The sequence below is a fragment of the Pseudoduganella sp. RAF53_2 genome (assembly GCF_052113985.1).
Taxonomy (GTDB): Bacteria; Pseudomonadota; Gammaproteobacteria; order Burkholderiales; family Burkholderiaceae_D; genus Rugamonas.
Map to the genome: position 1 here is coordinate 1 of NZ_JBFRDW010000126.1, position 11051 is coordinate 11051.

The window sequence follows — 11051 nt, forward strand, 5'->3', positions numbered from 1 at the left end:
CGCCAGTTGGGGCCGGCTTGTACCGTTTCAAGGGCAGCGTTACGAAAAAACAACCATATGTAGACAATCCGTCAACCGGCAGCTTAAACTCGGAATCAAATTAGCAGCAAAACAACAAAGCTGTACGCTGGGGTGAGCGCGTGGATAACGACAAGGATACTTCCGATGCCGCCATGGTCAGGTGGATGCGCCTGGTACTGGCCATCGCCTGCCTGCTGACTTTGGTCGTCGACCCCGCCGTCGTCGGTCGCCGCAATACTGTCTCCCTGCTGGTCTTCGTCGCCTATGCCCTGCAAAGCGCCACCCTGCTAATCCTGGCCAGCCGCGCGGTCCTTGTGCACAGCAAGATCGTCTCCTGGCTGGATGTAGGCTGGTTCACCCTGATGACCTATTTCACGGGTGGCGACAGCAGCTTCTTCTACCTGCTGTTCTTCTTCGCCGTGCTGACCGCATCCTTCAGCCACGGCCATGAGGAAGGCGCGCGCATCACCCTAGTCGCTTCCGTTGTGGTGGCAGTCAGTTCCGTGGCGGCGCAAAGCGATGTCGATCTGGCGCGCGTGATGCTGCGCGCCACCTTCCTGCTGGCCCTGGGATATATGATCGCGCACTGGGGCGGCATGGCGATGGAGCAGCGCCAGCGCATGGGACTGATGCATGCGGTGAGCCAGTTGTCCAATCCGCGCTTCGGCGTGGACCGCACCATTGCCAGCGTGATGGATCACACGCGCGAGTTCTACAAGGCGGACAGCTGCATCCTGCTGATGTGCGATAACGACGCGGATGGCTGGTCGCTGCGCACCGCCAGTGCCGAGAGCGCGGACCGGCCGCTGCACGCCAGCCACCTGAGTGCGGAAGCGGCCCTGCCCCTGCTGGTGGGCGAGGCCGACGACATCCTGCTGCTGCGGCAACGCCGCCGTCCCTGGCTGCGCCACATGCCGCAGCTGATCGCCTACAGTGCGCCGGGCACGCGCTGGATCGAACGCGATCCGATGCCGGGCCAGACACTGGCAGAATTGCTGGATGCCTGTTCCCTGATTGCCGTACCGGTACCGCTGCGCCGTGGCAGCGGCCGCTTGTACGTGGTGTCGGAGCGGCGCCAGTTCAGCAAGGCCGACGCGCTGTTCATGCACCAGATTGCAGCGCAAGCCTTCCCCGTCATCGAAAACATCGAGCTGCTCGACCGCATGGCATCGGAAGCGGTGCTGCGCGAACGTGAGCGCATCGCGCGCGACTTGCACGACACCACAATCCAGCCCTATATCGGCCTGCGCCACGGCGTCAGCGCCATCCGCAAGAAAGCCGAGCCGGGCAACCCGCTCAATGAGGACCTGGACAGCCTGGTCGATATGACGCAGCAAGTCATCCGCGACCTGCGCAACTACGCCAAGAGCTTGCGCGGCGGGCTGGAAATGAAAGAGCCCGAATTGCTGATCGCCCTGCGCCGCCAGGCGGCGCAAGTGCGCCAGTTTTACGACGTGCACATCGCGGTCGATACCAAAGGCGAATTGAATATGAGCGACCGTCTGGCAGCCGAGGTGTTCCAGATCGTCAATGAGGGCATGAGCAATATCTGCAAGCACACCACGGCGCGCCACGGCTACATCGAACTGGCCTGCGACGCCGGAAAATTATCTGTGCACATTGAGAACGAATGCAACGGTCATCCGGTGCTAGACTTTACCCCGAGTTCAATCGCCGAGCGTGCCGCGGCGTTGGGCGGCGTAGCGCGAGTACAGCGGGGCCGGCACAATAACACGGCGGTTCAGATCATCATCCCGGTGTAGGAGGCTCGTATGGTGCAGGCTGAAAAGCGTATTCGCATCTTGCTGGTTGACGATCACAAGACCCTGTTGTGGGGCTTGAGCAGATTGATCGAAAGCGATGCCAGTCACATGATTGTGGTGGGCACAGCGCGCGACTGTCCCAGCGCCATTGACATGGCAGCCCAGGTGCTGCCCGATGTGATTTTGCTCGATCTCGATCTGGGTGGCTGCAGCTCGCTTGACGTGCTGCCGGAGCTGCTCGAAAAAAGCGGCGGTGCACGCATCCTGATCCTGTCCGGCACCCGTGATCGCGACATGCTGGATAACGCCATCATGCGCGGTGCGCGCGGCGTGGTGAGCAAGGACGAACCGGCGGAAACCGTGCTCAAGGCGATCGAGAAAGTGCAGGAGGGCGAGCTGTGGCTGGATGGTGTGGCCTTAAGCCGCGTCTTCGAAGCCATGCGCAATCCGCAAGCCTCACGGCGCCAGGACCCTGACCTGGACAAGATCGCCCAGTTGACCGCCAAGGAACGCCGCATCTGCAGCCTGATTGCGACCGGCGGCGGCGCGGTGAATAAGGCATTGGCGCAACAGTTGTTTATCTCCGAACACACACTGCGCAATCATTTGACGCAGATTTACCACAAACTGGGCGTCAGCAACCGCCTGGATCTCTACGTTTTTGCCACGAAGCATCGTCTGGACCAGGTCGACGCCTGAGCCTTTTTCCCTCTTAATAACGGCGTTTTCATAGGGCGGACTTCGGTCCGTCCTTTGTCGCTGCGTCATTGTTGCTTCGACACCAGTGACAAATGTCACGGATTCTCACATTCAAATCGCGCGGTCCGTCCTGAACAGAAAGTGACCACTGTCCGATGTCGCAGCGCTGTTGAGTCTCTAAAGTGAACTCATCAGCACGGCAGACATGTCGGCTGAGACTAACCAGGCAAGGCCAACACAACCATGTCCGGAGCACAAAATGCGCGAAGACAAGCAGCCAGCAACCGACACCAGAACCTTCCTTGACGAGGAAGATGGCGGCTCGTTTTACGAATATGTGCTTGTAGCCTCACTGACAGTTGTCGTCGGCATCATTGTGCTTCTGGCGCTTGGAAAGAGCATGTGAGGCGGAGCAGCAACCGCCGATCTGCAAACACTTTGGTGCATTTGATCGCTTCTAAAAAACTGAAAGGGAATCATCATGAAAGCCATCCAAAAATTCATCCGTGACGAAGAAGGCGTAACCGCAATCGAATACGGCCTGATCGCTGCCCTGATCGCTGTCGTCATCATCACGGCTGTGAAGTATGTCGGCACCCAACTGAAAGCGACTTTCAACTTCATCGGTACGTCGCTCAAAGCAGCTAATGCCTGATGTAGCGCCTGGGGCGTGAGCAACCGCCACGCCCCGTCCTGGTCACTTGCCACGGAGCCTTTATCGTGAAGAACCGCATCCTTCATTTTCTTAGGGACCGGACGGCAGTAGCCTCCATCGAATACGCGCTACTTGGTCTGCTGATTTCGACCGTCATCCTGCTTGCGGTCCAATACACCGGCACCCAGCTTCTGGGGATTTTCAACTTCGTTAAGGACCAAGTTGTCCAAGCAATGTCATGAGCGCGATCCTAACTACACCGGTCACTACGCCCAGCTTTGAGTACCGCACACTTTGGCGTGAGCACGCAAGCCTGGCAGTAATCGTAGGTCTGCATACGCTGGCGGCAACATCGCTGTCCTGGAGCCTGCCAGGTAAATACAATCACAGCCTGCAATTAGAGGGTTTTGTACTTTCTCTCGTACTCGGCCTCTTATTTGCGCTGTGCTCTTATACCTTGTGGGTCATGGCCTTCAAGCGTCCGGCTCAATTGCTGCGTTATCTTCGCCAGCATTTGACCGCCTATCTGACCCGCGAGCGCATCACTTTTGCGCTGCCAGTGCTGTTGATGATGCCGCTCTTTGCATCCAGCTTCAGTCTCGTCAAATCGACAATACCTGTCCTGCGCCCCTACGCGTGGGACCACTTCATGTCGCGCTCAGACGCATGGCTGCACGGCGGAGTCCAGCCATGGGAATTGCTTCAACCGGTGTTTGGCCATCCTTTCATGACTGCCATACTGAACGTCAACTACCACCTGTGGTTCTTCATCATGCTCGCCACGGTTTACTGGCTGGCATTTTCGATCGAACGCCGCGCCCTGCGTATGCAATTCCTGCTTAGCTTCGTTCTAAGCTGGATCGTGCTTGGGAACGTATTTGCAATTTTGTTTTCTTCTGTTGGCCCATGCTACTACGGCCACATGGTCGCCGGTCTCGATCCTTACCACGGACTGATCGAATACCTCCGCCATGCGGACAAAGAAATTCCGGTGATGGCGTTGACGGTACAAGATGCCCTGTGGAGCGACTACAGCCGAGGCGTTGGCAGCACAGCGCTTAGCATTTCGGCGATGCCGAGCATGCATGTGGCAAGCGCAGTCCTTCTGGCACAGCTGGGTTGGAGTCTTTGCCGCAAGGCGGGAATCGCCCTGACGATTTTTGCGATCCTGATCTTCCTCGGCTCCATCCATCTTGGCTGGCACTACGCACTGGACGGCTACGTCGGAGGCGCTGGCGCATGGATCATCTGGAAGCTGGTTGGACGTTTCACGTCTTCCCGTCATGGCGGCGCATATGGACGTTGAATTTCATCGCCTTCTGCCGATCATTGCTCTGGGCCTGATTTTTATCAGCGCGATGCGGAGCGATCTGAAGGAGCGACGCATTCCCAATGCACTCGTTCTCGGAGGCCTCATTACTGGCCTGGTCATGCAGTCGATTCTAAAGCCGGGGATGGGACTCTTCAACTCCGCTTACGGAGCACTCGGCTTTGTTGAGGCCGGCGAAGGCGCGTTGCTTGGCCTGGCCCTGCTGCTTCCAATGTACGCGGTGGGGGCGCTCGGCGCCGGTGACGTCAAATTCATGGCAGTGATAGGTAGCTTCCTTGGCCCCACAGACATCGTTGGCGCTACCGTTTTCACTCTGCTCGCTGGTGGTGTCCTTGCAATTAGCGTCGCAGCCGTGCAAGGGCAACTTCGGCAAGTGATGCACAACATAAAACTCATCATTTTTGGATTCTTACTTCGCGCGTTCGCTGGACAAGGTTTGACGGTCGACGCGCCGGCGAAGCAAACTGGAAAACTTCCATACGCTATCGCGATTTGCACTGGTACAGCAGCCTATCTTTTGTTTGCCAAGGCGGCCGGATATCGGATTTGGTAATCCACACGATCTGCAAGGGATTGGAATCATGGAAAGCACGTCAAACGTTCTATCTGCAAGGTTTACGAATCTGGCAGTCGCTGTACTTATGGCAGGGTTGTGGGGTGCGTTTGCCAGCAGCCATATCACCGGTTTCTATCGTAATGGTGACTGGTCGCTACTGCTGTTCTGCGCTTCGGAGACACTGGTTGCTTTGTTATTTGTATTGCGATCAAAGCCCGTTGACGTATCCACCTCTCCAATTGATTGGCTGCTGGCGATCGCCTCCACCTTTGCACCGTTCGCATTCGCACCGGTCGGCGGCAACATTGTTCCCCTTGCTCGCTTGCTGATTGTGGCTGGTGTCTGCATTCAGATTGCGGGACTTCTGTCCTTGAACCGCAGCTTCGGTCTGGTCGCAGCCCGGCGCCAGGTCAAGACTTCCGGCATGTACCGGTTCGTGCGGCACCCCCTCTATGCCAGCTATCTGATGTCGTATTTCGGCTATGTCCTGATTAACAGCAGCGTGAATAATATGCTTGTCGGCTTGGGGGCAACAGTGCTCCTCATCTATCGCATGCTGCGTGAAGAACGTTTCCTGGCACGTGACCTCGACTACCGCGTTTACATGCGGCAGGTGAAATATCGTGTCGTCCCAATGATTCTCTAACACGGAGAGCATCATGCCTGCCGACTACGACGATAACGCCGACCGCCCCTGGTCCGAAGATCCGCTCCGCGTGGCAGCGCCGCGCCGGGTGGAAGATACCGGCCTGCCCTTCCAGTTGCTGGTGGAGCTGGCTGCCAAAATTCTCTATCAGCGCGGCCAGGTCAAGCTGAGCGACCTGTCCGGCCACATGAAGCTGCCACTCAGTGTGCTCGACCCGGTGGCGGGCTTCATGCGTACCGAACGCCTGATTGAAATGGTCCGCCGCGGCACCAGCAACACGGACGCCGACATCGTCTATATCCTGACCGATACCGGCCGCCATCGTGCCGCGGAATTCGTGCGCCGCGACAGCTATGCGGGCGCGGCGCCAGTCTCATACACCGACTACACGGCACGCGTGCAGACGCATAGCGTGGCCGGCATGGAAGTGACGCGCAACCACATCCAGCAGGCCTTCAACGGCATTGTCGCCAGTCCCACCATACTGGACCAGCTGGGTGCCGCAATGAATTCGGGCCGCGCCATTTTCATCCACGGCCCGGCAGGCAGCGGCAAGACTTTCCTGGCCGAGCGCCTGAATGGCCTGCTGCGCGGCCACATCGCCGTGCCGCATGCCCTGCTGGTGGACGACGACATCATCCCGGTCTACGACCCGGCCGTGCACGACGCGGTGGAAGACAATCTGCCGCCCGGCATGGTATTCGACCGCCGCTCGCCGCGCGACCAGCGCTGGGTGCGTTCCAAACGTCCCGCCATCCTGACCGGCGGCGAACTGACCATGGAAATGCTGGACCTGCGCTTCGACCACGCCACCCGCCTGTATCAGGCGCCGCCACACCTGAAGGCCAATGGCGGCATCTTCATCATCGACGACCTGGGACGCCAGCGCTGCTCGCCGGTCGAACTGATGAACCGCTGGATTGTGCCGATGGACCGCCAGGTCGATTTTCTGGCACTGCAGAATGGCTACAAGTTCGCCGTGCCTTTCGATGTGGTGGTCGTGTTCTCCTCCAACCTGCCGCCCGAATCGCTGGCCGACGGCTCCTTCCTGCGCCGCCTGGGCTACAAGATTCACGTTGGTCCTTTGACGCCGCAGCAGTACGAGGCGGTGTTCCGCCAGGTCTGCAACCGCTATTCGATCATGTTTGACGGCGCTTCGTTCGACTGGCTGCTGCGCCGCCACACCGAAGAACAACGGCCCCTGATGGCCTGCTATCCGCGCGACCTGCTGTCGCAGCTGCGCGATCTGGCCGTCTATGAAGGCCGTATTCCCTCTCTCGACACACCGGGCCTGGACTGGGCCTGGCATAACTACTTCGCCCGCGCCTGAGGGCTTGATTCAAGGGGACTGACATGAGAAATACACGTGCACTCATCATGATGGTGGTAGCTGTTGGCATGGCACTGGTGGCCGTGGTGATGGCTGCGCGCTGGATCAACGCCCAGGCATCCACCAGCACCGCCAAGGTCGCTGTGGCGCAAGTCGATATCAGCCTCGGCGCCCGTATCACACCGGAGATGATCTCCATGGTCGACTGGCCCAGCAGCGTTCAGCCACCCGGCGCCATCCCGGACGCCAAGATGCTGGACGCCCGCGTAGCCCGCAGCAGCATCATGCGCGGCGAGCCTATCCTCGAATCCAAGCTGGCGCCACCGGGCACCCAGGGCGGCTTGTCCGCCGTGGTCGCGGAAGGCAAGCGCGCTATGACGGTACGGGTGAACGACGTGATCGGCGTGGCGGGATTCGCACTGCCGGGCAATTACGTGGACATCCTCGTCAACACGCAGGAAGAAGGCCAGCGCAATGGCAACAAGGACCCCAGCATCTCGAAAATCGTGCTGGAACGGATCCTGGTGCTGGCCGTGGCGCAGGAAGCGAACCGTGACGAAACCAAGCCGAAAGTGGTGAATGCCGTGACGCTGGAGCTAAGCCCTGAAGAAGTCGAAAAGCTTGATCTGGCGCGCAGCGTTGGCAGCCTGTCGCTGGTACTGCGCAACCAAGTCGATCCGAAACCGGCAGAAACCCGCGGTGCGACCAAAACCACCTTGCTGGCGCTGCAGCAGCAGCCGGCACCCAAGGCTGAACCGGCACCACGTCCCGCACCGGTGCACCGTGCCGCCCCGGCACCTGCTGCACCGGGCGTGAAAGTGGAAGTGATCAAAGGCCTGGAACGTAGCAGCCAGCAATTCTGATCTGACAGGAGCTACCATGAAAAGAATAACTACCTCAGCAAACAAGGCCGCTTTGGGCAAGCTGTGCATGGCTGCCGCCATGTCTCTCGCCTTGCCGGTGCTGGCGGAACCCGCCGCTACAGAGGCTGCTGCCAAAGACAGCAAGGTTTCCAAGGCATCCAAAGCCAAGAACGGCCCTGAATCGATGGCCACCGAGCCTCTCGGAAATGGCCGTACCGAGTTCGCACCGGCCATGCAGCTGGCCGAGGGCAAATCGAATATCGTGCGCCTGCCCTATCCCGCAACGCGCGTGGCGGTTGGCGACAATCACGTAGCAGACGTGATCCTGCTAAACCCACGCGAGCTGTATATCCTGGGCCGCGCGGTCGGAACTACCAACCTGATCCTGTGGCAGAAAAGTGGTGATACCGTGATTGCCGACCTGACCGTCAGCCTTGACACAGTCGCCCTGCAGGATGGCATCGACAAACTGACCGGTGCCAAAGGCATAGTGCGGGTTTCCTCCGCCGCGGATTCGTTGATCCTTACCGGCACCGTTCCTGACGTCGTGATGGCGGACCGCGTGATCTCGATGACCAACGCTTATCTGAGCCGCAACCGCGCACTCGCCACCCAGGCCGGCGCGCAGCAACAGCAGCAACCGCAGAATTCGTCGAGCAGCGAATTGATCGTTTCGACGAAGATCATTAATATGATGACCGTCGCTGCTCCGCAGCAGGTCATGCTGGAAGTGAAAGTGGCCGAAGTGTCGAAGAGCCTGGTCGACCAGTTGGGCACCAGCCTGGGTGTAAGCCATGCGATCGGCAACTGGACCTACACCTTGCTGTCCAATCTGCTGACTGGGAATCCCGGTGTAGCCGATGCCTTCAATCGCCGCAACGGCAACTTCCTCACCATCGACGCCCAGAAGCKGGACGGTCTGGTGAAGATGCTGGCAGAGCCAAACCTGATGGCCATCAGCGGCCAGGAAGCCAGCTTCCTGGCTGGCGGCAAGATCTTCATTCCGGTGGCGCAGACCGCTGCCAACGGTGCCTCCACCATCACCCTGGAGGAAAAGGAATTTGGTGTGGCTGTGCGCTTCACGCCCACCGTGCTGGAAGGCGGCCGCATTAACTTGAAGGTGGCACCGGAAGTCTCAGAACTGAACAAGGATGGCATTGGCGTCACTGCCACCGGCATCAATGGCACGGCCATCCTGCCTTCCTTCACCACACGCCGTGCAGCCACCGTCGTGCAGCTGTATGACGGCCAGAGCTTCGCCATCGGCGGCCTGATCAAGAACAACACGACCACCAATGTCAAAACGCTGCCCTTCCTCGGGGAGGTACCCGTACTGGGTGCCCTGTTCCGCAGCAATGACTTCCAGACGGACCGCTCGGAACTGGTCTTCGTCATCACGCCGCGTCTGGTCAAGCCGCTGCCGCCGGGATACGAAGACAAGCTTCCGACTGCTGGCTATGTTGATCCAAGCCGCGCGGAGCGACTGCTAATGGGGAAAATGGAAGGCGACCCGTCACCTGCCAACACCCCTGCCCAGCAAACCGACCGTACCGGCAAGCCAGCCGGCGGCTTTGACTTGAATTAGGAGGCAGCCATGAAAAACCAGCTCCTGCGCCACGCCTGCCTGCTCGCCACCGCCACCGCGCTGATGGCCTGCAGCAGCTCTACACCTTACTACGACGCACATTTTGGCGAGTCAGTCGCAGACATGCAGAAAATGCAGATTCTGAATCCTGGCGCCGAGCGCAATGCGACAGTACCAGTCGGCATCGACGGCAAGGCCGCCTATTCCGGTTACGAACAGTACCAGAAATCGTTCAAGGCACCGGAGCCGAAGACCAATGTCTTTACTATCGGCGTTGGCCGATAAGCCCTGGACTTATCGGGAGACCGTCATGCGATCGCTCAGGTATCCACACAATAAACGCCAGCGCGGCGCCATCGCCGCCATGACGGCTTTTCTGCTGTTATTCGTGCTGTGCGCAGTAGGTGGTTTATCGTTGGACCTGGGCCGTCTGTACATTGTAAAGAGCGAATTGCAAAACATCGCCGACGCGGCAGCGCTGGCGGCCGCAAAGGACCTGGACAATTCAGCCGCGGGGGTGCAAGCAGCCTACAACTCTGGCGTCGCGCTCGCAGYCAAGAACAAGTACAACTTCAACACGACGCTCACGCTGACACAGGCCAATTTCCGCTTTGCGGATACGCCTGACGGTCCGTGGTATTCATATGCGGATACCTACAGCAATCCCTCGGGCCGCACCTTTGTCGAAGTCGATACGCGCGTCGGTGGCAACGGTGGAACAAACCAGAGTATCGGCACCTACCTGATGCGTGTGGCCAGCATCAACAGCATGTCCACCCTCGGCTATGCCGTGGCCGGGCGCTACGTCGACTCGGTAACGCCGATCGGTATCTGCGCTATTGACCCGAACCACCGCAACGCCAACTATGACTACGGAACCTTTACTGAGCTGGTTGAGTACGGCTTCCGCCGCGGCATGGCATATAACGTCTTTGCGCTTGGCTCTCTTGGTTCTTCTTCCTCGGATCCCTATCTGATCAACCCGGTAAACGCCCCTCCCAACGCTTGCGACTCAAATAATTCCTCGGCAAGCAAAACGGCTCCTTTTATGTGCTCCGGCAACAGCGCTGTGCTGCCACTAGGTTCGGGAACGGTCTACGCCAATACCGGCGTCAGCGCGACCCTCGACACGGCATTGAACTCGCGCTTCAACTACTTCCCGAATAGTTCGCAATGCGATCCGACAACGGCACCGCCGGATGTCAATATTCGCGAATATCCTTGCCACGGCAACAGTGGCCCCTGTGTGAAGAACGCTTCCAATACGATATCCGTTACGCCATCGATGGACTGGATGGACAGCACCGCAGGAAGCTATACCTACCCGAACCAGCAGGACGTCACCGTCACGACGAGCCAGCCCTACACCCCGAAATATGCGCTGCCCTATGAAGCCAGCGCCATCAATTCCAGCAAGGTCTGGCCGAGCACGGTCAGCGCCAGTTCGCGCGTGACTACGCAAGACACCTATCCCGAACACGGCACGCTCTGGGCCTACACACCACCAGTGCAGTCCGATGGGACCACTTTGATCACCCCGGCCCAAGCCAACGGCACAATCGGAACCAATACACCAGGCACGGACAAGCTGATGTACGGCCCC

The 11051-nt window shown here is 59.1% G+C and carries 13 protein-coding genes; all 13 read left to right on the forward strand.

Annotated features, from left to right (window positions below; translation table 11 throughout):
* Positions 1 to 140 precede the first annotated feature (140 nt).
* Positions 141 to 1784, forward strand: a complete 1644-nt coding sequence (locus AB4Z11_RS09970) for a sensor histidine kinase (RefSeq protein ID WP_442024941.1) — start codon at positions 141 to 143, stop codon at positions 1782 to 1784.
* Between the two features lie 9 nt (positions 1785 to 1793).
* Positions 1794 to 2483: a response regulator gene (locus tag AB4Z11_RS09975; protein ID WP_442024943.1), complete on the forward strand. Its 690-nt coding sequence runs from the start codon at positions 1794 to 1796 to the stop codon at positions 2481 to 2483.
* Positions 2484 to 2742: 259 nt separating this feature from the next.
* Positions 2743 to 2889, forward strand: a complete 147-nt coding sequence (locus AB4Z11_RS09980) for a hypothetical protein (RefSeq protein ID WP_442024945.1) — start codon at positions 2743 to 2745, stop codon at positions 2887 to 2889.
* 75 nt (positions 2890 to 2964) lie between these two features.
* Complete coding sequence (locus AB4Z11_RS09985; RefSeq protein ID WP_442024947.1) at positions 2965 to 3138, forward strand: Flp family type IVb pilin; 174 nt, start codon at positions 2965 to 2967, stop codon at positions 3136 to 3138.
* Between the two features lie 65 nt (positions 3139 to 3203).
* A complete protein-coding gene (locus tag AB4Z11_RS09990; protein ID WP_442024949.1) occupies positions 3204 to 3380 on the forward strand; it encodes a Flp family type IVb pilin in 177 nt (58 codons plus the stop codon).
* Positions 3377 to 4444, forward strand: coding sequence for a phosphatase PAP2 family protein (locus AB4Z11_RS09995; RefSeq protein WP_442024951.1), 1068 nt, complete (start codon positions 3377 to 3379; stop codon positions 4442 to 4444). Before AB4Z11_RS09990 ends, AB4Z11_RS09995 begins: the two co-directional genes overlap by 4 nt.
* Complete coding sequence (locus tag AB4Z11_RS10000; protein ID WP_442024955.1) at positions 4434 to 5021, forward strand: A24 family peptidase; 588 nt, start codon at positions 4434 to 4436, stop codon at positions 5019 to 5021. The genes AB4Z11_RS09995 and AB4Z11_RS10000 overlap by 11 nt, the downstream gene beginning before the upstream one ends.
* 28 nt (positions 5022 to 5049) lie before the next feature.
* Positions 5050 to 5670: a methyltransferase family protein gene (locus tag AB4Z11_RS10005; protein WP_442024957.1), complete on the forward strand. Its 621-nt coding sequence runs from the start codon at positions 5050 to 5052 to the stop codon at positions 5668 to 5670.
* 13 nt (positions 5671 to 5683) lie between these two features.
* Positions 5684 to 7000, forward strand: coding sequence for an ATP-binding protein (locus tag AB4Z11_RS10010; RefSeq protein ID WP_442024959.1), 1317 nt, complete (start codon positions 5684 to 5686; stop codon positions 6998 to 7000).
* Between the two features lie 23 nt (positions 7001 to 7023).
* The gene (gene cpaB / locus AB4Z11_RS10015; RefSeq protein ID WP_442024961.1) at positions 7024 to 7863 is read left to right on the forward strand and encodes a Flp pilus assembly protein CpaB; all 840 of its coding nucleotides are present in this window, start codon (positions 7024 to 7026) and stop codon (positions 7861 to 7863) included.
* 16 nt (positions 7864 to 7879) lie between these two features.
* Positions 7880 to 9448 (forward strand): type II and III secretion system protein family protein, encoded by a 1569-nt coding sequence (locus AB4Z11_RS10020; protein ID WP_442024963.1) that lies wholly within the window; start codon positions 7880 to 7882, stop codon positions 9446 to 9448.
* Between the two features lie 9 nt (positions 9449 to 9457).
* Positions 9458 to 9733 (forward strand): hypothetical protein, encoded by a 276-nt coding sequence (locus tag AB4Z11_RS10025; protein WP_442024965.1) that lies wholly within the window; start codon positions 9458 to 9460, stop codon positions 9731 to 9733.
* A gap of 25 nt (positions 9734 to 9758) precedes the next feature.
* The coding region (locus AB4Z11_RS10030) for a pilus assembly protein TadG-related protein (protein ID WP_442024967.1) at positions 9759 to 11051 on the forward strand (1293 nt) is incomplete at its 3' end.

Bases quoted from the DNA above. Each gene is read 5' to 3' on its own strand.
- AB4Z11_RS10010 (WP_442024959.1), top strand. From the start codon at position 5,684: ATGCCTGCCGACTACGACGATAACGCCGACCGCCCCTGGTCCGAAGAT.
- AB4Z11_RS09985 (WP_442024947.1), top strand. From the start codon at position 2,965: ATGAAAGCCATCCAAAAATTCATCCGTGACGAAGAAGGCGTAACCGCA.
- AB4Z11_RS10025 (WP_442024965.1), top strand. From the start codon at position 9,458: ATGAAAAACCAGCTCCTGCGCCACGCCTGCCTGCTCGCCACCGCCACC.
- AB4Z11_RS10000 (WP_442024955.1), top strand. From the start codon at position 4,434: ATGGACGTTGAATTTCATCGCCTTCTGCCGATCATTGCTCTGGGCCTG.
- AB4Z11_RS09995 (WP_442024951.1), top strand. From the start codon at position 3,377: ATGAGCGCGATCCTAACTACACCGGTCACTACGCCCAGCTTTGAGTAC.
- AB4Z11_RS10005 (WP_442024957.1), top strand. From the start codon at position 5,050: ATGGAAAGCACGTCAAACGTTCTATCTGCAAGGTTTACGAATCTGGCA.
- AB4Z11_RS09980 (WP_442024945.1), top strand. From the start codon at position 2,743: ATGCGCGAAGACAAGCAGCCAGCAACCGACACCAGAACCTTCCTTGAC.
- cpaB (WP_442024961.1), top strand. From the start codon at position 7,024: ATGAGAAATACACGTGCACTCATCATGATGGTGGTAGCTGTTGGCATG.
- AB4Z11_RS09975 (WP_442024943.1), top strand. From the start codon at position 1,794: ATGGTGCAGGCTGAAAAGCGTATTCGCATCTTGCTGGTTGACGATCAC.